We start from the raw sequence: 23,121 nt of genomic DNA, 5'->3' as shown, positions 1-23,121 counted from the left end.
ATGCAAAAGAACTACAAATTCAAGGATTAGACAGGTATACTCCAAACTTAACAAGTTATAAAAAGTATAAAAGCCCCTCCTCTCTAATCCCCTGCTTCCCAGCTGTAACAAAAGTTACTGACCGGCCCCTGTTCCCACCGCTATTTTTGTACCTGAAAATTAAAAACTATGAATAGAATAAAACTCTCTGTAATTCTGTTGACGTTTTTCACGAGCCTATCTGCCTCGTCACAACAGGTAACGCCTATTAGTAAGGACTCGGTGGTGCAAAAGGTTGAGGAAAATAACAGAAAATTAAAAATATCCGAACAGGAATTCCTGCAGGCACAGGCCGATTACCGGCAAACCAATGCGGTATTCCTGCCAAACATAAGTGTTTCCCACACGGCGATGACCACTAATAATCCCCTTATGGCCTTCGGTTCAAAACTGAACCAGGAAAGGATCAGTCAAAGTGATTTTAATCCTGCCCTACTTAATGATCCGGATCGTATAAACAATTTCGCTACGAAAATTGAAGTGGAACAGCCAATTGTTAATCTTGACGGGATCTTTCAACGCAAGGCAGCCGATTCTAAAATGGAGGCTACCCGCCTGAATGGAGAACGTACAGGGGATTATATGAAGCTGGAGGTGGAAAAAGCCTATATGGAGCTTCAGCTGGCCTATAAAGCCGTGAATGTTTTGGAGAAGGCCCGTGAAGCCGCTCTATCCAATCAGAAAATGGCCAGTGACAGATATAAGCAGGGCTATCTTCAAAAAGCCGATATCCTCTCTGTGGAAGTTAGGGTGTCTGAGATCAATAACCGTTTGCATTATGCAAAAAGTAACCTTGAAAATGCTTCAGACTATCTGGAGTTCTTAATGGGACAGTCACAGGAAGGAATCCTGAAGCCTACAGATTCCCTGCAGATAAACTCTCTAGTAGAGACTGAAAATGCCGGTATTTCCGAAGAGCGTTCAGATATCAAGGCTATGGAGCTGGCTACGGAAGCAAGAAAGGATATGTATAAAGCCGATAAGATGAGCTTTTTACCAAGATTAAATGCCTTTGGCAGCTACGAGCTTTATGATGAAGATATTTTCCAGGGGGATGCCAGTGGTTATATCGCAGGTGTTTCATTAAGCTGGGATCTTTTCCAAGGTTCAAAGCGCATTGGGAAAACGCAGAAAAGCAGGGCTGAATACGAACAGGCAAAGCTCGAATATGAGCAATATGTATCAAAGAGTACTATGGAACTTAATAAAGCCAGAAGAGCTCTTAAGGATGCAGAAAACAAGCTGACCCTCAGCGAACTTGCAATGCAACAGTCTGAAGAATCTCTAAGGATCAGGACCAACCGTTTTGAGGAAGGACTGGAAAAAACTTCAGACCTTCTCTCAGCAGAAGCAAAATACCTTGAAAAAGAACTCGAATATTATCAAACGATTTACGAATACAACTATGCCAAGGCATATTTAGAATTTTTAACCAAAAAATAAGCGATGAAACTGAAATTATATACTCTTTTAATTGCCGGAGCTGCAAGTCTATTTATTAGCTGTGGAGACGATAAGAAACCCACAAAAGAACAGCGGCCTGCAATTGCCGTAAGCGTGAATTCCCCAGCTTCAGAAAAAGGATCTACTCTAAGCCTTAGTGGTAAGATAGAGGCCGTAAATAATGCAAAACTCAGCACCCGGATGATGGGTTATGTGGATAATATCAATGTTGAAATTGGTGATAAAGTAAGGAAAGGCCAGTTGCTGGTATCCATCAATAATTCTGATCTGCAGGCAAAACTGGCACAGGTGAATGCAAAGATCACCGAAGCCCAGGCAGCTTATAATAATGCGGAAAAGGATTATAACCGATTTAGGAACCTTTTTGAAGATAACAGTGCTTCCCAAAAGGAACTGGACGATATGACCGCGAATTATGAGATGGCAAAAGCCAGACTCGAAGCTGCAAAACAGATGAAGAATGAGATCCAGGCACAGTTCGCCTATGTAAACATCAGGGCTCCTTTTAGCGGAGTGATCACCAATAAATTTGTGGAAGAAGGTGATATGGCCAATCCGGGAATGCCATTGGTGGCAATGGAAGCCCCCGGTGTTTTCGAAGTGAGAGCCACCGTTCCGGAATCTGAGGTTTCTTCGATTAAAGAAGGAACACAGGTAGATGTGAAAATAAAGACACTGGACAAGACCCTGAAAGGGACAATTTCGGAAATCAGTTCTTCAGCTAAGAATACCGGAAGTCAGTATCCTGTAAAGGTTAGCCTGGAAGAGACCGGCGATGAGATAAGATCTGGAATGTATGTAAGTATAGATATCCCGGTAGAACGAAAAACTGCCAGTGAACGAGTTCTTATTCCTTCAGCAGCTGTTGTACATCGCGGAGATCTCACCGGGATTTACACAATAAGCTCGCAGAAAACAGCTCTCCTACGATGGATTAGATTAGGCAAAAACTATGGCGACCAGGTAGAAGTGCTTTCAGGGCTTAATGCAGAAGAAGAATACATTGCAGACGCTCAAGGGAAGCTCTACAACGGTGCACCAGTAAGTAAACAATAAGCCTAATTAAAAAATACAGGAATTTAAAAGCTATACAATGAAAGAAGGGTTAGCAGGTAAAATAGCCAGGGGCTTTATTAACTCGAAACTTACGGTACTGCTTATGATCGTCTTTATGGTGGTCGGGGTTTACAGTTCGTTCCTTATACCACGGGAAGAAGAGCCTCAAATAGACGTACCTATGGCCGATATCTTTGTCGGTTATCCTGGTGCTTCGCCAACAGAGGTCGAGTCGAGAGTGATCAAGCCACTGGAAAAGATAATATCTAACGTAAAAGGAGTGGAATATGTGTATTCCACTTCAATGAAAGAACAGGGAATGCTCATCGTTCAGTTCTATGTGGGGGAAGACATTGAGCGCTCCTACGTGAAACTCTACAACGAACTGCTGAAGAGTATGGATAAACTGCCACGAAATGTAACGCAGCCCATGGTAAAGACCCGTGCCATTGACGATGTTCCTGTTCTGGGACTTACGCTATGGAGTGAACGGTATAACGATTATGAATTGAAGCAGATAGCAGAAGAGCTTAACCACGAGATAGAAAAAGTGGAAGATGTTTCAATTACAAAGCTCAAAGGCGGAAGAAGTCGTGAGTTACGTGTAGTGTTGGATAAGGCCAAAATGGCTTCCAGTGGTGTTGACTTCCTTGGCATAGCCGAAAAGATCAAAGCGAATAATCAGCAGATGTCTTCGGGAACATTTGATGATCAGGACACCGAGTTCCTGGTGACCACCGGAAGCTTCCTGGAGTCAAAAGAAGATGTAAAGAACCTCATCGTAGGGGTTCAGGACAATCAGCCGGTTTACCTGAAACAGGTAGCCACGGTTCTGGACGGACCCGAATTGCCAAATGAATATGTAAGTTTCGGATACGGCCAGGCTGATGAAAAAGCCGGGGAATATAATTCGGAATATCCTGCAGTTACACTATACGTAGCCAAACGAAAAGGTGCCGATGCGATGAAGATCGCCGATGTGATCATCGAGAAGGTAGATCACCTTAAGAAAAACCTTATTCCCGATGATGTTAATGTAGAAGTGACCAGAAACTATGGGGAAACTGCTTCCCATAAGGTTTCTGAATTACTGATGCACCTTATTGGAGCGATCATCGCGGTAACCATCGTGGTTATGCTGGCTATGGGCTGGCGTGGCGGACTCGTGGTATTCCTTTCTGTACCCATCACGTTCGCACTTACCCTCCTTAGCTACTATATGCTTGATTATACGCTTAACCGTATTACGCTTTTTGCACTGGTATTCGTAACCGGTATTGTGGTGGACGACTCCATTATTATTGCCGAAAATATGCACAGGCATTTCAAATTGCGGCGTTTACCGTTTAAACAGGCTGCTCTTTATGCCATTAATGAAGTTGGAAACCCTACCATCCTGGCAACTTTTACGGTGATCGCTTCGGTACTGCCAATGGCATTTGTTAGCGGACTCATGGGACCATATATGAGTCCCATGCCGATTGGAGCATCCATTGCGATGATATTATCCTTATTCGTGGCATTGACCATTACACCTTACCTCGGATATATTTTCCTTAGAGAAAAGGCTAAAAAAGGAGAAAAAGAACCTGAAGTAAACGAAGGTGACAACAGCATCGATAACACCTTTATTTACAGGATGTATTCAAAGTTTGAAAAGCCTCTGATAGAGAATCCCAGGAAACGATGGATATTCCTGGGGGTAACAATAGCTTTGCTCCTGGCTTCGGTGGCAATGTTCTTTACCGAGACAGTAGCAGTGAAAATGCTGCCTTTCGATAACAAGAACGAATTCCAGGTAATTATAGATATGCCAGAAGGCACTACACTGGAAAGAACTGCTGTGGTCACCAGGGAGATCGGGCAGTACCTTTCTCAAAGACCTGAAGTAGTGAATTACCAGAGCTATGTTGGAGCTTCGGCACCTATTACCTTTAACGGACTGGTAAGGCATTATGACCTGCGAGGCTCCAGTAACACGGCCGATATTCAGGTGAACCTAACAGATAAAGGAGACCGAAGCGCGCAGAGTCATGATATAGTAAAACTACTGCGTCCGGATGTTCAGAAGATCGCGTCTAAATACGACGCAAATGTGAAGCTGGTGGAAGTTCCACCTGGACCTCCCGTACTTTCGACCATTGTTGCTGAAGTATACGGCCCGGATTATGACAAACAGATCGAGGTAGCTGATAAAGTTCAGAATATCCTTAATAATACTGAAGATGTAGTAGATGTGGACTGGATGGTAGAAGCCGATCAGCCTGAATACAAGTTCGAGATCGATAAGGAGAAGGCGATGCTTTACGGGATCGCCCCTCAACAGATCGTCTACACACTTAATACAGCCTTGGGCGAGAATGCCGTAACCCAGCTTTATGATGAGAACGCTGCAAAACCTGTGGGAATCGTACTGGCCCTGGAGGAAAATGAAAAATCTTCAGTCAATGATATTTCCCAGATTCAGATCCAGTCACAAAACGGCCAGATGGTTTCTGTAGGTGACTTAGTAGAGGTGAAAGAAGATGTTCGGGAAAAAAATATATACCGCAAGAATCAGAAGCGAGTGGTATATGTACTGGCCGATATGGCAGGGGAACTTGAAAGTCCCGTTTATGCTATTCTGGGAATGGAAGAAAAACTCAAGGATATTGAACTTCCTAAAGGATATACGATGAATGAGCTGTACATGGAACAACCTCAGTACGAAGACGATTATACTGTAAAATGGGATGGAGAATGGCAGATCACCCTGGAAGTCTTCAGGGATCTTGGGATCGCTTTCCTTGGTGTGATCATCATCATTTATATCCTGATCGTTGGCTGGTTCCAGAACTTTAAAGCACCAATAGTGATGATGGTTGCCATCCCGCTTTCACTTGTGGGAATCGTACTGGGTCACTGGTTACTGGGAGCTTTCTTTACGGCCACTTCTTTTATCGGGATGATTGCCCTCGCGGGTATCATGGTCCGGAACTCGGTGCTGCTCATCGATTTCGTGAACCTGAGGCTGGAAGAAGGAATTCCGTTGAAACAGGCCGTGATCGAGGCCGGAGCTGTAAGGACCACACCAATCCTGCTAACCGCAGGTACGGTGGTGATCGGAGCTTTTGTGATCCTCTTTGACCCTATATTCCAGGGACTGGCGATCTCGCTTATGGGAGGAACCATAGCTTCAACAGTGCTTACACTACTGGTAGTACCATTAGTGTACTATATGATCGAAAAGAAAAACCATAAGTAAAACCAAATCTGCCGGATCTCTGTTTTCGGGAGCCGGCAGCTAAAAATCAATCAAATGATGAAATTATTAATTGTAACCTCGCTTTCCGAATTTCAGAAGGATATTCTGAAGTTGTTCAGGGAATCACATATAGAGGCCTTCAGCACTTCGGAAATAGACGGGTATAAGAATTCTCTTGTCGCCACTCAAAGCTGGTTTCCGGGTGAAAAGTCCGGCAACGAATCGATAATGCTTTTCAGCTTTACCGAGGATGAGAAAATAGAGAGCTTCTTTAAGCTTGTAAAAGAATATAACCAGCAGCTCGACACCAATAACCCGGTGAGAGCCGTGGTCTTACCCATTGAAAAACATATTTAATTAAAAAATAAAAAAATGAGAAATAGAATAGTACGCGGAGTAGCAGGGACCTTTATTTTAATAAGTCTCATCCTTGCAATTTATGTGAATATTAATTGGCTTTGGTTCACAGCCTTTGTGGGGGCCAACTTGCTACAGTCTTCCCTAACAAAATGGTGTCTAATGGAAGATATCCTGAAAAAATTCGGAATAAAAAATGAATAAAATGATGGCTTTTCCCTAACTGGAAAGAGGCTATGTAACAGAAGTAACTGTACATGATATTTTAGGAGAATATTTTTGCTATGACTTTAGGAAATTAAAGAATATGAAGATTGAGAAACTGATAAAAGAAAACAAAGGAAGCATCATAGATGTGAGGACACCTATGGAGTTTAGTGCTGGTCATGTGGAAGGCTCAAAGAATATTCCGCTCACCGAGATCACTAGCCGCATGGACGAACTCAAACAATTACCCTCTCCTCTAATACTATGCTGTGCATCTGGTATGAGAAGTAAGCAGGTAGAAGGCTTTCTTAAATCCCAAAAAATTGACTGTGTGAATGCCGGCTCATGGCTGGAAATTAATTACATAAAATTTAATTAGAAAATGCTAGATATGCTAAAAAAGCTCTTTGGTACCGCACCTAGAGTAAATTATAGAGAATTACTTGAAAACAATGGAATAATTGTGGATGTACGCACCAAAAATGAATATGCTATGGGCCATATTAAGGGTTCCAGAAATATCCCCTTAAACAGCCTGCCCAATAACTTGGGTAAATTCAAAAAAAAGGACCAGCCTATTATTACCTGCTGTGCGTCTGGTATGAGAAGTGGCACTGCTAGAAGGATCTTTAAGGACCAGGGGTATACTAATGTTCATAATGGAGGATCCTGGAGAGGTCTGTATAAAAAGATATCATGATCAAAGAAAGAATACTTAAAGGCTGGAACTTCTGGCGGGTATTTTATATGCTGATCGGAATCCTGATGATCATTCAGGCAGCCAGTTATGGCCAGTGGATAGGAATATTACTGGGGATATACCTCTCTTCTATGGGACTTTTTGGTTTTGGATGCGCCGGAGGAACCTGTTATAATGGTAGTTGTGAGCTTCCGGTAAAGGAAAAAGAAGAATAAAAGAAATCTTTGTAAACCAGGATTATTAGAGGTAACATTTGTTACAGCCAGATCGTGATTTAAGAATTAAATTTAATTAGGTAAAACTTAAATCTTATTCTCATGAAAACCCTGGGTCTTATAGGTGGTACTTCCTGGCATTCCACTATCGTATATTACCGATTGATCAATGAATTAGTAACTGAAAAAATAGGCTCCCAGGCCAATCCTGAACTAATTCTGTATAGCCTTAACATTGAACTGATGCGGGAACAGGATCATGAAAAGATCAACTCTAAATATCTGGAAGTATCTGAAAAGCTTCAGCAGGCGGGGGCCGATGCTATCCTGATTTGCGCTAACACTCCCCACATGACCTACAAGTATATCCAGCCCAGACTGAAAATTCCGGTTCTCCATATAGGTGAAGCCATAGGAAGAGAAGCCAAAAGACTTGGAATTACCAGGTTAGGTTTACTTGGTAATAAACCCACTGTAACCGGAAAGTTCATCCCCGATTATCTCCAGGACAACTTCGGAATTGAAACGATGCTGCCCTCGGCAAATGATATCCTAAGATCACACCATTTTGTTTCCAAGGAACTCACTCAGGGTAAGTTCACTGAAGAGGCCCGGAAATTCTATTTGGAACAGACAGACCTTTTCCACCAAAAAGGAGCCCAGGGGGTTGTCCTGGGCTGTACAGAGCTTCCTATGCTACTGGATAAGGAAGAGACCAAACTTCCCCTTATAGCCACTACTCAGCTGCATGCGCGGCTGGCGGCAGATTTCATACTTGAAAAGGAAGGCATATTTGAATCCAAAAGGCAATAGCTTTCTTTGTTAATTTTAGTGAACCATTAAGACTACGTTTCTCTTCAAAAAATGACATTCGTCATAAAATAAGCAAAGACCAGCCTGTAATTTTGTAGCCCGACGAATGGAAAGGCTTAAAAAAGAGCCTCCGATAAAGAATTGCCATAAATGAAAGTATTCCCGTCCGAAGTTCGTGAATTACAGGAAGAGGTAAGTTTGCTGAAAAAAGAAAAGAATGCGGTTATCCTGGCCCATTATTACCAGGAACCCGCGATTAAACAGGTAGCCGATTTTATTGGAGACAGTCTGGAACTGGCAAAAAAAGCCGCTGGAACCGATGCCGGAATGATCGTATTCGCAGGAGTTCATTTTATGGCTGAAACGGCCAAGATCATAAATCCTAAAAAGAAAGTACTGCTTCCCGATCCCCAGGCCGGTTGTTCTCTGGCAGACGGTTGCGAACCAAAGAGATTTAAAAGATTCATTGATCAGCACCCGGATCATGTAGTTGTTACATATATCAATTGTTCGGCAGAGATCAAGACCATGAGTGATCTTGTTTGTACTTCCTCAAATGCTGAAAGAATCATTCATTCCATTCCAAGGGATAAGAAAATAATTTTTGCCCCAGACAAGAACCTTGGAGATTATCTCATAAAAAAAACCGGCAGGGAAATGTTACTGTGGGATGGTTCCTGTATGGTTCATGAAGCTTTTTCCATAGACAAGTTATTAAATCTTCATAAAGAGTATCCATCTGCAAGGATCATCGCACACCCCGAGTCTGAAAGTCACATTCTTAGAGCCGCTTCTTATGTGGGTTCCACATCGGGTTTGATAAATCATATTGCCGAAACTGACTGGAACACCTTTATAGTGGCAACCGAAGCCGGGATACTCTACGATATGCAAAAACATTTCCCTGATAAAACAATAATTCCCGCTCCGGCAAAGGAAAATAACAGCTGTGCCTGCAGTGAGTGCGCTTATATGAAGATGAACACCCTGGAGAAACTTTATAATTGCCTTAAAAACGAAACCCCGGAGGTTGAATTGGAAATGGAAATCATAGAAAAAGCAGCCCTTCCAATTAAACGAATGCTTGAATTATCTAAGTGATATGTTATTTCAAACTGATATAGCCATTGTAGGCTCTGGTATAGCAGGCCTTTCATTTGCCATAAAAATGGCAGAATTAAGACCAGATCTTGAGATTTCGGTTTTTTCCAAAGAAAGATCAGATTCTGGCAACACACAGAAAGCACAGGGAGGCATCGCGGTAGTTCTTGACAAGAAACAGGATAGTTTCAGTTCCCATTTTGAGGATACTATAAGAGCCGGGAAAGGTTATAATGATCCGGATACAGTAAAAATGGTCGTGGAACAGGCGCCAGATCGTCTTGCGGAACTCCTTCAGTGGGGAAGCGACTTTGACCAGGCAGCTAATGGTGAATTTGATCTGGTACTGGAAGGTGGCCACTCTTTTAACCGCATATTGCATAAACAGGATTTCACCGGACGGGAAATCCAGACAAAACTACTGGCAAAAATTGCCTCCTACCCCAACATCCGTCTTTTTTCGCATTATTTTGTGACCGATCTGCTCAGGAAGCCCCGTAAATCTACCCCCACTTGTATGGGAATAAGAGCACTGGATCTAAAAAAGAATGCGCTTAGTGAGATAAGGAGCAAGGCCACCCTTCTGGCCACCGGAGGCAGCGGAATGCTGTTTGGTAACACTACCAATCCTCCTGTAGCAACAGCTGATGGAATTGCTATGGCATTTAATGCCGGAGCTGAGATCGCCGATATGAACTTTATTCAGTTTCACCCCACGGCCCTTTACGAAAAGAATCCTGAAGCACTTTTTCTAATTTCAGAGGCTGTAAGAGGTTATGGTGCGTATGTGGTGAATAAGAAGGGAAAGAGATTCTTATTAGACCACGATCAGCGGGGAGAACTTGCTACCCGGGATATAATCTCGGCAGCTATCCTCAAGGAATTATCAGCCTCCGGAGACGAATGTGTATTTCTGGATTGCCGTCATTTGGATCAGGAGAAGTTCTCCGCGCATTTTCCTACTATTGTGGGGTATTGCAGAAAAAAAGGAATATGTGTAAAGACAGACCTTATCCCAGTAATCCCTGCAGCCCATTACCAGTGTGGAGGCATAAAGGTAGACAGGCACGGCCAGACATCAGTAAAGAATCTGTTTGCTTCCGGAGAATGCAGTTGCACAGGTCTTCATGGTTCTAACCGGCTAGCCTCTAATTCCCTTTTAGAAGCACTGGTTTATTCTCACCAGGCGGCTAATTTTCTTGTAGACCAGATAGACAGCATCCAGGCGCCACCTGTAGCAATCTCCATAGAAAGCAGTCCTAAAAAACTGGGCGATGATCAGAAGTTGATCTTTGAACGGGTTAAAAACCGCCTAAAAGATCTTATGACCTATCAGCTGGTATATCTTTCACCCGTATCAGAAAAAGAGAGCGCACTTAAAGAACTGGAAATCATCCAGGCTACACTTAGCTCTGTCTTCGATAAAAATCGTTTTAACCCCAAGTACTATGAGCTGCGTAATCTTTTGGTCACAGCTTCACTGGTTATTGAACATGCGGTGAAATTCGAGAAAAAGACTGGTTCCAAACTAAAAGTACTGGTTTAAGCAGTAAATGTTTGAGCTATTAAATGAGGGAAAGGTTAAAAACCCTAAAACCTGCTTAATCACTAAACAGGTTTGCAGGGGAAATAATACTGGAAATACACTAAAGGTTTAACTGAATAGCTGCTCCCGGCGAAGAAAAGAATTAAGCTCGTTTGCCATTTTATAGCATTTACTAACTTTTGGAATATCAGTACAAAGGCTTTTATCCATATCTCTGGCCTTGCAGTTAAAACCGGTAAGATCCACGGCATCGAAGTTTTTGTTAATAGAAACACATTTCTTATATAGCTCCTCCACCGTTTTAAATTCTGTAGGATCAATTTCATTCTTTAACAAATAAGCCTTCAGGAAGTTCTCTATAGCGTACTGGGCATTTTTGCATACCAGGACTGACACAACGTCCTCTTCTGGTCTTTGCAGCTCTTCTTTTGCCTCGTCCAGCCTTTTAATGGCCTGGTCCAGGGTCCTGATCACATTGTTTTCCATGATTCTCAAATTAGAAGGTTAAAAAAAATACGTTTTTAGCTATGTTAACCCGGTAAAAGTTTTGGCATAACTAAAAACGTATTATTATTTGACTATTTATAAATTAGATATTTACATATCCCTGAACAGTTCCAGTCTTTCCCATTTGGTTTCTATCTCTTCCTGAGCCTGTTTCAGCAACTTTGCTCCGGTTTCGGCATTTTCCTTGGCAACCCTTGTAAAGCGCGTCTCATTGTACATGAATTCTTCAACAGGGATCTGTGGAGGTTTGGAATCAAGTTTAAACTTCTTGCCTTTTGGTTTTAAAGGGTCAAACCTAAACAGAGGCCAGTATCCAGATTCAACTGCCTTCTCCTGCTGAGTAGCTCCATGCTTAAGATCGTAACCATGTTCACCACAATGAGAATAAGCGATAATGATCGATGGTCCGGGATAAGCCGCGGCTTCCTCAATTGCCTTAAGGGTTTGCAGATCTTTAGCTCCAATAGCTACCTGGGCCACATACACATTCTGGTATGAAACTGCCTGCAGGGCCAGACTTTTCTTGGAAGTTCGTTTACCTGACACAGCAAATTTAGCACTTGCCCCCAGAGGGGTGGCTTTAGACATCTGTCCTCCGGTATTAGAATACACTTCTGTATCCATTACCAGGATATTGATATCCTCACCAGATGCCAGAACATGGTCTACTCCTCCGTAACCGATATCATAAGCCCAGCCGTCGCCTCCGAGTATCCATACAGCCTTCTTACGAAGATATTCAGATAACTCATTCAGTTTTACGGCTTTCTCATCATCGATTTCAGCAAGTATCTGCTTAAGCTCTGCTATGTTTGCATGCTTCTCCTTCTTCTGAACTTCGTTCTCTTCAGGATTATTCAGAATTGCATCAACCAGTTCCTTGCCTACCTTATCTTCCAGAGATTTTAAAAGATCTACAGCGATCTCCTGCTTTTTGGAAAGAGCGAGTCGCATTCCCAAACCAAATTCAGCATTGTCCTCGAAGAGCGAATTTGCCCAGGCAGGACCATGTCCCCTGTCATTTTTCTTATAAGGAGTGGTAGGAAGGTTACCTCCATAGATCGAAGAACAACCCGTTGCATTGGCTATAAGGATACTATCACCATAAAGCTGGGTAAGTAATTTGATATAAGGAGTTTCCCCACAACCTGAACAGGCTCCTGAAAACTCAAATAACGGCTCGAGGAACTGAGAACCTTTTACATTGGTTATCTGAAGCTCTGTACGCTCATAATATGGCAGTTTCGTGAAATAGTCCCAGTTCTGGTTTTCTTCCACGGCCACATCGAGCTTATTTCTCATATTTATGGCCTTGAAGTTCTCTATTTCCTTGCTTTCGGCAGGACAAACGGCTACACAAAGGTCACATCCGGTACAGTCTTCAGGAGAAACCTGTAAGACATAAGATTCGGTAGTACTGGTAAAAGGCCTTCCTTTCGCAGGAACCGCTTTAAGCGAACCAGGAGCGTCTGCAAGTTCTTCATTGGGAACTACCTTGGCTCTGATCGCTGCATGGGGACAAATGGCCACACATTTATTACATTGAGTACACAGGTCTTCGCCTTCCCATACAGGAATAAAATCGGCGATACCCCGTTTTTCAAACTGTGTAGTACCAGTTGGGAACGTACCGTCTACAGGGAAGGCACTTACAGGAAGCTCATCACCGTCTCCGGCAAGGATCTTACCTAGTACTTCTTTCACAAATGGATCAGTATCACCACTCATCATAGGTTTTAACCCTATTTCGCTTGTAATCAATTTAGGATAATCAACTTTCTGAAGATACTCCAGTGATTTGTCTACCGCGTTAAAGTTCATCTTAACTATCTTCTCACCCTTATGCGAGTAAGATTTCACGATAGCATCCTTGATCTTCTGGATAGCCTCATCTTTTGGAAGCACTCCCGAAATAGCGAAGAAACAGGTTTGTAACACAGTATTGGTACGTTTACCAAGGTTCGCCTCATGGGCCACTTTGGTAGCGTCTACAACATAGAATTCAAGCTCATTCTCAACGATCTCCTCCTGCATTTTCTTAGGAAGATTTTCCCAGATCTCCTCATTGGAGAAAGGCGCATTGAGAAGGAAGGTTCCTCCTTTTTTGATCTTTTTGAGAATATCGTATTTCTCAATAAAATTAAACTGATGACAGGCGATAAAATCGGCTGTATTTATGAGGTAACTCGAATAGATCGGTTCAGGGCCAAAACGCAAGTGGGAAACTGTTTGGGCTCCCGCCTTCTTGGAATCGTAAACAAAGTAACCCTGTACATAATTATCTGTGGTCTCCCCTATTATCTTGATTGAATTCTTGTTAGCACCCACGGTCCCGTCAGAACCAAGACCATAGAACATACAGTTAAAGGTAGCTTTTTTGGTCTTGAACACCGGATTGTATAGCAGGCTGGTAAAGCTTACATCATCATTAATACCAATGGTAAAGTGGTTCTTGGGCGATGGTTTTAAAAGTTCATCATAGATGCCTTTCACCATGGCCGGATTAAACTCCTTCGAGGAAAGCCCATATCTACCGCCAAAAATTTGTGGCATTGGTCTGCCGCTTTCACTAAAAGCAGTGATCACATCCTGGTAAAGAGGCTCTCCGGTGCTTCCGGGTTCTTTGGTACGATCCATTACCGCGATCCTTTTCACAGTTTCGGGGATCTCATCAATAAAATGCTTAATGGAGAATGGTCTGAAAAGACGAACTAACAGCACCCCAACCTTTTCATCCTGGTTTAAAAGGGTATCAACGGTTTCCCTTACTGCTCCTTCCCCGGATCCCATAATGATAATGAGTCTTTCCGCTTCCGGATGTCCAATATAATCGAACAGCTTATACTTACGGCCGGTATGGGTATAAAACTCGTCCATTACCTCCTGAACGGTAGCCGGCACCTTATCATAGTAAAGATTAGCCGCTTCACGTGCCTGGAAGAAAACATCCGGGTTCTGTGAAGTACCTCTAATTACCGGATTATCGGGATCGAGGCTTCGTTTCTTATGAGCCATGATCTTCTCTTCTGGCATCATTGAGCTTATCACCTCATCGGGAATAGCATTGATCTTTGAAATTTCATGAGAAGTCCTGAAACCATCGAAAATGTTCAGAAATGGCACCCTGGTTTTAAGGGTGGCTACCTGTGAAATTAGTGCAAAATCCATTGCTTCCTGTACCGATCCTCCAAATAGCATGGAAAATCCGGTCTGCCTTGCGGCCATTACATCTGAATGATCTCCAAATATGGATAGTGCATGTGTCGCCACAGTTCGAGCTGCCACATGGATAACAGTAGGCAAAAGCTCCCCCGCTATCTTATACATATTAGGTATCATAAGTAAGAGACCCTGCGAAGCCGTGAACGTGGTTGTTAAAGCACCTGCCTGCAGGGAGCCGTGAACGGCACCGGCGGCACCGCCCTCACTTTGCATTTCAACTATTCGCGGAACATTGTTCCAGATGTTCTTCTTTCCTTTTGAACTGAAAATATCCACATGCTCTCCCATAGGAGAGGCGGGCGTTATGGGATAAATCGCACAGACTTCATTGGTTTTGTGAGCCACTCGTGCCACCGCCTCGTTAGCGTCACAAATGAGCTTAGGGGATTCCTTAGTCATCACTCCATTTTTAAATTATTGTATTCAGTTATTCATCGTGAAGCCAGGCTTTCTTTTCAAGAAGCTCCTCTTCAGTTTCAGGATGATCCTCATCAGGAACACAACAATCCACCGGACATACCGAAGCACATTGAGGCTCATCATGGAAACCTTTACACTCGGTACATTTTTCAGGTATTATGAAGTAGAACTCATCAGAAAGAGGTTCATTCTCAGCATCAGCGTCGATTTCCTTTCCTTTAGGAGTGGTAACCGTTCCGCTAAGACTTGTTTCATCGGAATACGACCATTCCTGGTCGGGTTCATAAATTGCGTTATTGGGACATTCGGAAATGCAGGCATCGCAATTGATACATTCATCGGTTATAGTTAGTGCCATAATCTATTTTTTTAATTTAAACAGTCGCATAAAATTACCCAGCTCTCTCGTGTCTTAAAATGACGTTTATCATATTTTGAATGATCAACAGGCATTTTTTTAATTTTTAAATATCCTTCAATCATGACGAGTATCATATTTAATGGGAAATAGTGATTCTAAATTTGGTTCAATCTAAAGCGTTGGTAGCTAACCAATCCTTTCAAATAAGCCAAATATGATTACACTAGACAAGAAATCAAATGCAGAAGCCCTGGATGCGGTCGTAATTCGATTTGTAGGAGATTCAGGAGACGGAATGCAACTTACCGGCACCCAATTCTCAGGCACCTCGGCCATGTTTGGAAACGATGTCGCCACCTTTCCCAACTATCCTTCAGAAATACGTGCCCCACAAGGAAGCCTTTACGGGGTTTCAGGATTCCAGGTACATATTGGTAGTGTGGAAGTAAGCACCCCGGGAGATAATGTAGACCTGCTGGTTGCCATGAACCCTGCCGGATTAAAAACCAACCTGCATGCGGTTAAACCCGGACATACCCTAATAGTAGATACCGACTCCTTCACCAAGAAGAACCTGGAAAAAGCTCAATACGATACCAACCCTCTCGAGGATGAAAGCCTGGAGAATTACAGGGTTATAGAAGTTAGCATGACCTCTCTTACCAAAGAGGCTTTAAAGGATGTTGAAGGACTTGACAATAAAAGCATCACCCGTAGTAAGAACATGTTTGCGCTGGGAATGGTATACTGGCTTTACAACCGTTCTCCAGAACACACTATAGATTTCTTTAATAAAAAGTTCAAAACTAAACCACATCTGATCGAGGCCAATACCAAGGTACTTAATGCTGGTTATTTTTATGCGGAGACCATAGAACTTATCCCTAACTCCTATAGTATATCTCCGGCGAGAATGGCTAAGGGAACCTACAGGATCATTATGGGAAATACCGCCACCGCCTGGGGCTTCCTGGCAGCGGCTGAGAAATCGGGACTTGAATTATTTCTTGGTTCCTATCCCATTACACCGGCAACCGATATTCTCCATGAACTTGTTAAACACAAACACTTTGGAGTAAAGGCTTTCCAGGCTGAAGATGAGATAGCAGGGATCACCTCTGCGATCGGCGCTTCATTCGCTGGAGACCTTGCCATTACCACAACTTCCGGTCCCGGACTGGCCCTAAAAGGAGAGGCCTTAGGGCTGGCAATGATGGTTGAATTACCTTTAGTAGTAGTTAATGTACAACGGGGAGGGCCTTCTACCGGACTACCTACAAAAACGGAACAGTCTGACCTTTTACAGGCATTATATGGCCGTAACGGAGAAAGCCCGGTAATAGTAATTGCCGCCAGCACTCCTGCTAACTGTTTTAACTATGCCTATGAAGCTTCCAGATTAGCCCTGGAGCATATGACTCCCGTCATTCTGTTAACAGATGGTTATATCGCCAATGGCTCAGCTCCATGGAAGATCAGAAGCGTAAAGGATATGCCGGAGATCAAAAACCATCAGATCAAAGAACCAAAAGAAAACTGGCAGCCATATGAGAGAGATCCTGAAACCCTTGCCCGTACCTGGGCCATACCGGGGACTGCGGGATTTGAACATCGGGTTGGCGGACTTGAGAAGGACAAGCTAACAGGTAATGTGTCTTATGTCCCTGAAAACCATGAAGAAATGGTACACACCCGTGCCGAAAAAGTTAAAAGGGTACAGAATAATATCCCACAAATAATACCTGAGTTTACTGAGGAGGGAGACCTGCTCGTTATTGGCTGGGGTGGCACCTACGGTGCTCTGCATACAGCAGTCAAGGAATTATACGAAGAAGGGCATAAAAACATAGGTTTCGCCAACTTCAATTATATAAACCCGCTGCCAAAGAATACCGGTGATATGCTGAAGAAGTTCAAAAAAATAGTGGTTTGTGAGCTAAATAACGGTCAGTTTGTAAATGTACTCCGAATGCATTTTAGCGAAACCAACTTCTTACAGTTTAACAAAATACAGGGATTGCCTTTTGCCAATTCCGAGCTTAAAGAACAATTTAAAAGCCTTATCTAATTATGGAAACTGCAACTCTCAATAACTACACCTATAAAGACTTCGCTAATGACCAGGAGGTGCGTTGGTGTCCCGGCTGTGATGATTATGTGATCCTCAGGTCGGTGCAGAAAGCATTGCCAGAGATGGGCGTAAAAAAGGAAGACGTGGTCTTCATATCCGGAATAGGCTGTTCTTCCCGCTTCCCATACTACATGGGAACCTATGGAATGCATGGGATCCACGGCCGTGCTCCCGCTATCGCATCGGGAGTAAAACTGGCAAATCCAGATCTTAGTGTCTGGGTGATCACAGGAGATGGTGACAGTATGGCGATTGGAGGTAATCATTTTATTCATGTGCTTAGACGGAATATAGACCTTAATATCATTCTGTTCAATAACGAGATCTATGGCCTTACCAAAGGGCAGTTCTCTCCTACCTCCCTTGTAGGGCAAAAAACAAAATCTTCTCCTTACGGGAACACACAGCCTCCCTTCTCTCCAGGTGAACTGGCTTTGGGATCGCAGGCAAGGTTCTTTGCGAGGATCTCAGGGAATTCACCAAAGGAAATGACCGACATTTTCGTGAAAGCCCAGAAATTTAAAGGTACTTCCCTGGTAGAGGTAATGCAGAACTGTGTGATCTTTAATGATGGATGTTATCTGAAATATACCGATAAAAATGTTCGCGAAGACAAGCAATTGTATGTGGAACATGGCAAGCCAATGATCTTTGGAAAAGACCGTAATAAAGGGCTTGTGCCAAATGGGCTGAAACTTGAAGTTGTAAGCCTTGGAGAAAACGGTATTACCGAAGATGATATCCTGGTACACGACGCACTGGAAAAAGATCCAACACTTCACCAGATGCTTGTGCGACTGGAATATCCAATAGTAACGGGAATCATAAGAAGTTATAATGATATAACCCTGGAGGAAAGGGAAGATGAACTCACCAGAGAGATCAAATCCAATTCTTCTTTCAGATCTACAGACGACCTTTTCTTTTCAGGTGAAACTTATGAAGTAAAATAGCCGGTTAACTGATTTTTATCAGTTTCCACCTGCCTGAATACTGTTAATTTTATTAAGAATTAAACCATTAAGAAATGGGTTTAGAAGCTATCATTGTATTCTTTCTTGCCGGCGTAATTTTGGTTGCCGGTGCGAACTTCATCTCAAAATTAATCTCCCCTAAATCAGACAATTCGCAGAAAAGGGAGCCTTATGAAAGTGGTATGACCACTATAGGACCTACATGGGTTCAATTCAAAGTAGGCTATTACCTTTTCGCGATCCTCTTTCTAATCTTTGATGTGGAAGTGGCATTTCTCGTTCCATGGGCAGTCGTCTTCCAGGACTTTGGAGGCGTCGCCTTTGTTGAGATACTCATCTTCCTTCTTATACTGGGACTGGGTCTGGCTTATGCGTGGAAAAAAGGTGCTTTAAAATGGGAATAGAAAATAACGCAAATAAGATCCCGGACGATTTTCCCGGGGAAGTGATCCCGGCTGGAAACGGAGCGAATATCCTTGTAACTTCTCTGGACAAGGTGATTAACTGGGGCCGTGCCAATTCACTCTGGTCCCTATATTTTGGAACCAGTTGCTGCGCCATAGAAATGATGCAAACCGGGGCTGCACGCCATGATTATTCACGTTTCGGATTTGAGGTGGCCAGACCTTCCCCAAGACAGGCCGACCTTATCATTATAGCAGGAACCATCACCACAAAGATGGCTCCGGTATTACGCCGACTGTATGACCAGATGGCAGAACCTAAATATGTGATCGCAATGGGAGCATGCGCTATCTCCGGTGGCCCTTTCTTCTATAATTCCTATTCGGTAGTAAAAGGCGCCGATCATGTAATACCCGTAGATGTGTACGTCCCAGGATGCCCTCCAAGGCCCGAAGCTTTACTGGAAGGAATGCTGAGACTTCAGGAAAAGATAAAGACCGAGCGCAGGCTGGAAAAGAAAAATCCTGTAGACGGTTTTGATAACGGAATTTAAAAAATGAAAGGCATGACTAATCAAGAACTTCAGGAGCTTATTGCCGGCTGGTTCACCGATCCTTCAGCAGTAAAGCTGGAATTTACAGAGGAAGGTTCCCAGTTTCTAAACATCAGCATACATCCCGACTATTTGCATGAGATGATGTATTATCTAAAGATAAACCGCAATACCAATTTTGATTACCTGTTCTGCCTTACCGGAATAGACTGGGGAAAGGAACTGGAAGTGGTCTATCATCTGGAATCTACAGACCATCGTCATATAATCGTGGTGAGGTCGAAAATCGAAGACCGTGATAATCCCGAGATCGATTCGGTACATGATATCTGGGAGACCGCCAATTTTCATGAAAGAGAAGCTTTCGATTTCTACGGAATCCGTTTCAGGAATCATCCTAACCTTAAAAGGCTCTTTCTTTCTGAAGATTTTGAGGGATATCCCCTTCGGAAAGATTACGTGGACGAAAAACTCATGGTAGTTAAATAGGAAATTATGAGAACCGCTACGATAAATAACAATTTTAAATCTGAAGAATACTTCATCAACATGGGTCCGCAGCACCCTGCCACCCATGGAGTGTTAAGGCTTCTTCTCACTATAGACGGCGAGGTCATCAAAAAAGTAGATCCCGATCTTGGTTATATACACCGGTCTATCGAAAAAATGTGCGAAAGCGACAGCTATCAGCAGATCGTTCATCTCACAGACCGTATGGATTATCTCTCAGCGCATATCAATAATGAAGCTGTTTGTCTAACCGTAGAAAACGCTCTTGAGCTTGAAGTTCCTGAAAGGGTAAAAGTAATCAGGACCATTATGGACGAGCTTACCAGGCTTTCTTCTCACTGTCTTTGGTGGGGAGTTATGGGTATGGACGTTGGTGCGCTTTCTTCTTATTTCTACGGATTCAGGGACCGTGAGATGATCAATGATATCTTCGAGGAAACCTGTGGAGCCAGACTTACCATGAATTATAATATTCCGGGAGGTCTCAGACAGGACATTCATCCTAATTTCGTAAAAAGGGTGAAGGAATTCCTCGCACACTTTAAAACAAAATTGCCCGAATATGACCGCCTCCTTACAGGCAATGTAATCTTCCAAAAACGTACCAAAGGTGTTGGTGTTTTATCAAAAGAAGATGCCATATCTTTTGGTGCATCCGGTCCTGTGGGGCGGGCTTCGGGTTATTCGTGCGACGTAAGAAAACATCATCCTTACAGTGCCCTGGACAGGGTGGAGTTTGAGGAAGCTCTGCACACCGATGGAGATTCTTATGCCCGCTACCTGGTTAGAATTCAGGAAATGTGGGAGTCTATCTCCATTATAGAACAACTTATAGATAATATTCCCGAAGGTGATCACCAGGTAGCTACCAATGCGGTGATAAAACTTCCCAAAGGGGAATACTATCAAAAGGTGGAAACCGCCAGAGGTGAACTTGGTGTTTACATTGTAAGCACAGGAACTAAGAATCCCTACCGGGTGAAGTTCCGCTCACCGGGACTCTCCAATCTTTCCCTGCTTAATCATATTACCGTAGGCGGAAAGATAGGCGACCTGGTAGCCACTATGGCCACTATAGATATTGTTGTACCGGATATTGACCGATAAAAATTGACCAATGGAAATATTCTTAAGCATTAACGACTGGTTTGTAGGCCTTATCCCTGCACAGATCACCGGGCTTACTAAAATGGTTTTGATCGCGCTGGCTTACCTAACCCTCTTTGCTGTGCTGGGCCTATATCTCGTTTTACTTGAAAGAAAGGTTGCCGCCTGGTTCCAGTTAAGGATTGGGCCCAACCGGGTAGGATTCAAAGGTCTTTTACAAACGATGGCTGATGCTCTGAAATTGCTGTCCAAAGAACTTACCGGAACTGTAAAAGCCGATAAATTCCTGTATAACCTCGCACCCTATTTTGTAATCATTACCTCCCTGATGGCGCTGGGCATTTTTCCCTTTACACAAAACCTGCAGGCCTATGATATCAATATTGGTTTATTCTTTCTAATAGGGATCTCATCGATAGGTGTTATAGGGATCCTCCTTGGGGGATGGAGCAGCAATAATAAGTATTCCCTTATCGGGGCCATGCGTAGCGGTGTGCAGACTATTAGCTATGAGCTTTCAATAGGCCTCTCACTACTTACCATGGTACTTATCACCGGCAGCCTTCAGCTTTCGGAGATAATCGAAGTACAGAAAAACGGATGGCTGATCATACAGGGGCATATTCCTGCTGTGATCGCCTTTATGATTTATATGATAGCCGGTACCGCAGAAACAAACCGTGCTCCCTTTGATATGGTTGAAGCAGAGTCTGAACTCGGTGCCGGCTTTCACACAGAATACTCAGGAATGAAGTTCGCATACTTCTTTCTGGCAGAATTCATCAATATGTTCATCATCGCGGCCATCGCGACAACGGTTTTCTTTGGCGGCTGGTTATCGCCCTTCGGGATCACTGAATCCTTACCGTGGCTGGGTGTATTCTGGTTCCTGTTAAAAACATTTATCCTGGTATTTCTCATGATGTGGTTCCGCTGGACCTTCCCACGACTTAGGGTAGATCAGTTGTTAACCCTGGAATGGAAATACCTGTTACCTATTAACCTCGGAAATCTTGTGATCATGGCCCTGATCGTTTGGCTGGGCCTAACACTTCAATTTTAGGATTATGAGTTACTTTTCAGATATATATAAAGGCATAAAGACGCTCCTCACCGGAATGAAGGTCACCGGGAAATATTTTCTCAATTCCCGTAAAGGTGCCATTACTCAGCAATATCCCGATAATCGCGAAAGTCTTCAAATGTTTGAGCGCTTTCGAGGTGAAGTGGTGATGCCTCACGACGAGAATAATGAACATAGCTGTACCGGCTGCCAGAAGTGTGAGATCGCCTGTCCTAACGGAAGCATCGAGATTATCTGGGACAGGGTGGTCGACGAGGAAACGGGAAAAAAGAAAAAGATCATAGACAAACATATCTATCATTTTGGAATGTGTACTCAGTGCGGACTGTGTGTAGATGCCTGCCCCAGTGATGCCATAAAATGGGCGCAGAATTTCGAAAGTTCGGTATATGACAGAACCCAACTAACAAGAGTGTTAAATAAACCCGGCTCAAAAGTAAGAGCCGGTGTAGAAGAATAGGATTATGGAAAGTATCATTTTTTATCTCCTTGCAGCCATTATGGTCATTTTCGCCATCGCATCGGTAAGCAGCCGTAAAATGCTGAGGTCTGTAGTCTATCTGCTCTTTGTCCTCATAGGCATAGCAGGGATCTATTTTCTGGCAGATTACAATTTTCTTGCTGCCGTTCAGCTCACGGTCTATGCCGGCGGTGTGATTGTACTGATCATTTTTTCAGTGCTACTTGTGCATCATATAGAAATGCGCCTGGAAGTTGCAAGCCGCAAGAAGCAGCTTATTACCGGTTTACTCTGTATGTCTGGGCTGGCTGTCTTTCTTAGTGTGATCTATTCCTATTCCTTTGAAGTTACCGGAACAAGTGTAACTACTACCACTGCCCAGATCGGGGAAAAACTACTGGATTATGGTCCCGGTGGTTTCATCCTGCCATTTGAAGTGATAAGTGTTCTTCTTCTGGCTTCCATGATTGGAGCCATTATCATAGCTAAGGGAGAAAAAACAACCAAAAAACATCCTACACCCGGTGTGTCTCACAATGTCAAAATGATGAAAGTCGAACAGGAACAGGAGTTACAGATTAACCCAATCCTGAATGAAAAGACCCCGGTAGAAACCGAATAATTACTAACTGTCAAATCAAGAAG

At 43.3% G+C, this 23,121-nt stretch carries 23 protein-coding genes; 20 read left to right on the top strand and 3 right to left on the bottom strand.

What is annotated here, in order from left to right:
• Window positions 1-168: 168 nt before the first annotated feature.
• The 11 genes from EZJ28_RS08015 to nadB all read left to right on the top strand — a co-directional run bounded on the left by EZJ28_RS08015 (window position 169) and on the right by nadB (window position 10,742).
• On the top strand, window positions 169-1,482 hold the full coding sequence (locus tag EZJ28_RS08015; RefSeq protein WP_131396635.1) for a TolC family protein: 1,314 nt from the start codon (window positions 169-171) through the stop codon (window positions 1,480-1,482).
• A gap of 3 nt (window positions 1,483-1,485) precedes the next feature.
• Entirely contained in the window at window positions 1,486-2,559 is a 1,074-nt protein-coding gene (locus EZJ28_RS08010) for an efflux RND transporter periplasmic adaptor subunit (RefSeq protein ID WP_131396633.1), read from the top strand.
• A gap of 37 nt (window positions 2,560-2,596) precedes the next feature.
• A complete protein-coding gene (locus EZJ28_RS08005; RefSeq protein ID WP_131396631.1) occupies window positions 2,597-5,803 on the top strand; it encodes an efflux RND transporter permease subunit in 3,207 nt (1,068 codons plus the stop codon).
• Between the two features lie 54 nt (window positions 5,804-5,857).
• On the top strand, window positions 5,858-6,160 hold the full coding sequence (locus tag EZJ28_RS08000; protein WP_347562584.1) for a hypothetical protein: 303 nt from the start codon (window positions 5,858-5,860) through the stop codon (window positions 6,158-6,160).
• A gap of 15 nt (window positions 6,161-6,175) precedes the next feature.
• Window positions 6,176-6,364: a DUF2892 domain-containing protein gene (locus EZJ28_RS07995; protein WP_131396629.1), complete on the top strand. Its 189-nt coding sequence runs from the start codon at window positions 6,176-6,178 to the stop codon at window positions 6,362-6,364.
• 103 nt (window positions 6,365-6,467) lie between these two features.
• A complete protein-coding gene (locus EZJ28_RS07990) occupies window positions 6,468-6,746 on the top strand; it encodes a rhodanese-like domain-containing protein (RefSeq protein WP_131396627.1) in 279 nt (92 codons plus the stop codon).
• 3 nt (window positions 6,747-6,749) lie between these two features.
• Window positions 6,750-7,067 carry a rhodanese-like domain-containing protein gene (locus EZJ28_RS07985; protein ID WP_131396625.1) on the top strand — a complete coding sequence of 106 codons (318 nt, stop codon included), beginning with the start codon at window positions 6,750-6,752 and terminating at the stop codon, window positions 7,065-7,067.
• Window positions 7,064-7,282 (top strand): hypothetical protein, encoded by a 219-nt coding sequence (locus EZJ28_RS07980; protein WP_207388443.1) that lies wholly within the window; start codon window positions 7,064-7,066, stop codon window positions 7,280-7,282. The genes EZJ28_RS07985 and EZJ28_RS07980 overlap by 4 nt, the downstream gene beginning before the upstream one ends.
• Window positions 7,283-7,384: 102 nt before the next feature.
• Complete coding sequence (locus tag EZJ28_RS07975) at window positions 7,385-8,095, top strand: aspartate/glutamate racemase family protein (RefSeq protein WP_131396623.1); 711 nt, start codon at window positions 7,385-7,387, stop codon at window positions 8,093-8,095.
• 150 nt (window positions 8,096-8,245) lie between these two features.
• Window positions 8,246-9,196, top strand: a complete 951-nt coding sequence (gene nadA / locus EZJ28_RS07970) for a quinolinate synthase NadA (RefSeq protein ID WP_131396621.1) — start codon at window positions 8,246-8,248, stop codon at window positions 9,194-9,196.
• A 1-nt stretch (window position 9,197) separates the two neighbouring features.
• Entirely contained in the window at window positions 9,198-10,742 is a 1,545-nt protein-coding gene (nadB, locus tag EZJ28_RS07965) for an L-aspartate oxidase (protein WP_131396619.1), read from the top strand.
• Between the two features lie 108 nt (window positions 10,743-10,850).
• Here the strand turns inward: nadB and EZJ28_RS07960 are convergent, their stop codons facing one another.
• The 3 genes from EZJ28_RS07960 to EZJ28_RS07950 all read right to left on the bottom strand — a co-directional run bounded on the left by EZJ28_RS07960 (window position 10,851) and on the right by EZJ28_RS07950 (window position 15,249).
• Window positions 10,851-11,228: a HEPN domain-containing protein gene (locus EZJ28_RS07960; RefSeq protein ID WP_131396618.1), complete on the bottom strand. Its 378-nt coding sequence runs from the start codon at window positions 11,226-11,228 to the stop codon at window positions 10,851-10,853.
• A gap of 111 nt (window positions 11,229-11,339) precedes the next feature.
• Window positions 11,340-14,870 (bottom strand): pyruvate:ferredoxin (flavodoxin) oxidoreductase, encoded by a 3,531-nt coding sequence (nifJ, locus tag EZJ28_RS07955; RefSeq protein ID WP_131396616.1) that lies wholly within the window; start codon window positions 14,868-14,870, stop codon window positions 11,340-11,342.
• 28 nt (window positions 14,871-14,898) lie between these two features.
• The gene (locus tag EZJ28_RS07950) at window positions 14,899-15,249 is read right to left on the bottom strand and encodes a 4Fe-4S dicluster domain-containing protein (protein WP_131396614.1); all 351 of its coding nucleotides are present in this window, start codon (window positions 15,247-15,249) and stop codon (window positions 14,899-14,901) included.
• 217 nt (window positions 15,250-15,466) lie between these two features.
• On the opposite strand from EZJ28_RS07950, the gene EZJ28_RS07945 reads away from it, so the two are divergent.
• The 9 genes from EZJ28_RS07945 to EZJ28_RS07910 all read left to right on the top strand — a co-directional run bounded on the left by EZJ28_RS07945 (window position 15,467) and on the right by EZJ28_RS07910 (window position 23,098).
• Window positions 15,467-17,320, top strand: coding sequence for a 2-oxoacid:acceptor oxidoreductase subunit alpha (locus tag EZJ28_RS07945; protein WP_131396612.1), 1,854 nt, complete (start codon window positions 15,467-15,469; stop codon window positions 17,318-17,320).
• 2 nt (window positions 17,321-17,322) lie between these two features.
• Complete coding sequence (locus EZJ28_RS07940) at window positions 17,323-18,336, top strand: 2-oxoacid:ferredoxin oxidoreductase subunit beta (protein ID WP_131396610.1); 1,014 nt, start codon at window positions 17,323-17,325, stop codon at window positions 18,334-18,336.
• 74 nt (window positions 18,337-18,410) lie between these two features.
• On the top strand, window positions 18,411-18,761 hold the full coding sequence (locus EZJ28_RS07935) for an NADH-quinone oxidoreductase subunit A (protein ID WP_131396608.1): 351 nt from the start codon (window positions 18,411-18,413) through the stop codon (window positions 18,759-18,761).
• Complete coding sequence (locus EZJ28_RS07930) at window positions 18,752-19,315, top strand: NADH-quinone oxidoreductase subunit B (RefSeq protein WP_131396606.1); 564 nt, start codon at window positions 18,752-18,754, stop codon at window positions 19,313-19,315. Before EZJ28_RS07935 ends, EZJ28_RS07930 begins: the two co-directional genes overlap by 10 nt.
• Before the next feature lie 12 nt (window positions 19,316-19,327).
• On the top strand, window positions 19,328-19,804 hold the full coding sequence (locus EZJ28_RS16105) for an NADH-quinone oxidoreductase subunit C (RefSeq protein ID WP_207388442.1): 477 nt from the start codon (window positions 19,328-19,330) through the stop codon (window positions 19,802-19,804).
• Between the two features lie 6 nt (window positions 19,805-19,810).
• Complete coding sequence (locus EZJ28_RS07925) at window positions 19,811-20,932, top strand: NADH-quinone oxidoreductase subunit D (protein WP_207388441.1); 1,122 nt, start codon at window positions 19,811-19,813, stop codon at window positions 20,930-20,932.
• Between the two features lie 10 nt (window positions 20,933-20,942).
• Window positions 20,943-21,995 carry an NADH-quinone oxidoreductase subunit NuoH gene (gene nuoH, locus EZJ28_RS07920; RefSeq protein WP_131396604.1) on the top strand — a complete coding sequence of 351 codons (1,053 nt, stop codon included), beginning with the start codon at window positions 20,943-20,945 and terminating at the stop codon, window positions 21,993-21,995.
• Between the two features lie 4 nt (window positions 21,996-21,999).
• The gene (locus EZJ28_RS07915) at window positions 22,000-22,476 is read left to right on the top strand and encodes a 4Fe-4S binding protein (RefSeq protein WP_131396602.1); all 477 of its coding nucleotides are present in this window, start codon (window positions 22,000-22,002) and stop codon (window positions 22,474-22,476) included.
• Window positions 22,477-22,480: 4 nt separating this feature from the next.
• Window positions 22,481-23,098: an NADH-quinone oxidoreductase subunit J gene (locus tag EZJ28_RS07910; RefSeq protein WP_131396601.1), complete on the top strand. Its 618-nt coding sequence runs from the start codon at window positions 22,481-22,483 to the stop codon at window positions 23,096-23,098.
• Window positions 23,099-23,121 lie beyond the last annotated feature (23 nt).

It is taken from the genome of Gramella sp. KN1008 (assembly GCF_004332155.1).
Taxonomy (GTDB): domain Bacteria; phylum Bacteroidota; class Bacteroidia; order Flavobacteriales; family Flavobacteriaceae; genus Christiangramia.
This window is presented reverse-complemented; position numbering and strand designations above follow the sequence as displayed.

Excerpts from the sequence above, each read along its gene's own strand:
- EZJ28_RS08015 (WP_131396635.1), top strand. The coding sequence starts at position 169 with ATGAATAGAATAAAACTCTCTGTAATTCTGTTGACGTTTTTCACGAGC.
- EZJ28_RS08010 (WP_131396633.1), top strand. The coding sequence starts at position 1,486 with ATGAAACTGAAATTATATACTCTTTTAATTGCCGGAGCTGCAAGTCTA.
- EZJ28_RS08005 (WP_131396631.1), top strand. The coding sequence starts at position 2,597 with ATGAAAGAAGGGTTAGCAGGTAAAATAGCCAGGGGCTTTATTAACTCG.
- EZJ28_RS08000 (WP_347562584.1), top strand. The coding sequence starts at position 5,858 with ATGATGAAATTATTAATTGTAACCTCGCTTTCCGAATTTCAGAAGGAT.
- EZJ28_RS07995 (WP_131396629.1), top strand. The coding sequence starts at position 6,176 with ATGAGAAATAGAATAGTACGCGGAGTAGCAGGGACCTTTATTTTAATA.
- EZJ28_RS07990 (WP_131396627.1), top strand. The coding sequence starts at position 6,468 with ATGAAGATTGAGAAACTGATAAAAGAAAACAAAGGAAGCATCATAGAT.
- EZJ28_RS07985 (WP_131396625.1), top strand. The coding sequence starts at position 6,750 with ATGCTAGATATGCTAAAAAAGCTCTTTGGTACCGCACCTAGAGTAAAT.
- EZJ28_RS07980 (WP_207388443.1), top strand. The coding sequence starts at position 7,064 with ATGATCAAAGAAAGAATACTTAAAGGCTGGAACTTCTGGCGGGTATTT.
- EZJ28_RS07975 (WP_131396623.1), top strand. The coding sequence starts at position 7,385 with ATGAAAACCCTGGGTCTTATAGGTGGTACTTCCTGGCATTCCACTATC.
- nadA (WP_131396621.1), top strand. The coding sequence starts at position 8,246 with ATGAAAGTATTCCCGTCCGAAGTTCGTGAATTACAGGAAGAGGTAAGT.
- nadB (WP_131396619.1), top strand. The coding sequence starts at position 9,198 with ATGTTATTTCAAACTGATATAGCCATTGTAGGCTCTGGTATAGCAGGC.
- EZJ28_RS07960 (WP_131396618.1), bottom strand. The coding sequence starts at position 11,228 with ATGGAAAACAATGTGATCAGGACCCTGGACCAGGCCATTAAAAGGCTG.
- nifJ (WP_131396616.1), bottom strand. The coding sequence starts at position 14,870 with ATGACTAAGGAATCCCCTAAGCTCATTTGTGACGCTAACGAGGCGGTG.
- EZJ28_RS07950 (WP_131396614.1), bottom strand. The coding sequence starts at position 15,249 with ATGGCACTAACTATAACCGATGAATGTATCAATTGCGATGCCTGCATT.
- EZJ28_RS07945 (WP_131396612.1), top strand. The coding sequence starts at position 15,467 with ATGATTACACTAGACAAGAAATCAAATGCAGAAGCCCTGGATGCGGTC.
- EZJ28_RS07940 (WP_131396610.1), top strand. The coding sequence starts at position 17,323 with ATGGAAACTGCAACTCTCAATAACTACACCTATAAAGACTTCGCTAAT.
- EZJ28_RS07935 (WP_131396608.1), top strand. The coding sequence starts at position 18,411 with ATGGGTTTAGAAGCTATCATTGTATTCTTTCTTGCCGGCGTAATTTTG.
- EZJ28_RS07930 (WP_131396606.1), top strand. The coding sequence starts at position 18,752 with ATGGGAATAGAAAATAACGCAAATAAGATCCCGGACGATTTTCCCGGG.
- EZJ28_RS16105 (WP_207388442.1), top strand. The coding sequence starts at position 19,328 with ATGACTAATCAAGAACTTCAGGAGCTTATTGCCGGCTGGTTCACCGAT.
- EZJ28_RS07925 (WP_207388441.1), top strand. The coding sequence starts at position 19,811 with ATGAGAACCGCTACGATAAATAACAATTTTAAATCTGAAGAATACTTC.
- nuoH (WP_131396604.1), top strand. The coding sequence starts at position 20,943 with ATGGAAATATTCTTAAGCATTAACGACTGGTTTGTAGGCCTTATCCCT.
- EZJ28_RS07915 (WP_131396602.1), top strand. The coding sequence starts at position 22,000 with ATGAGTTACTTTTCAGATATATATAAAGGCATAAAGACGCTCCTCACC.
- EZJ28_RS07910 (WP_131396601.1), top strand. The coding sequence starts at position 22,481 with ATGGAAAGTATCATTTTTTATCTCCTTGCAGCCATTATGGTCATTTTC.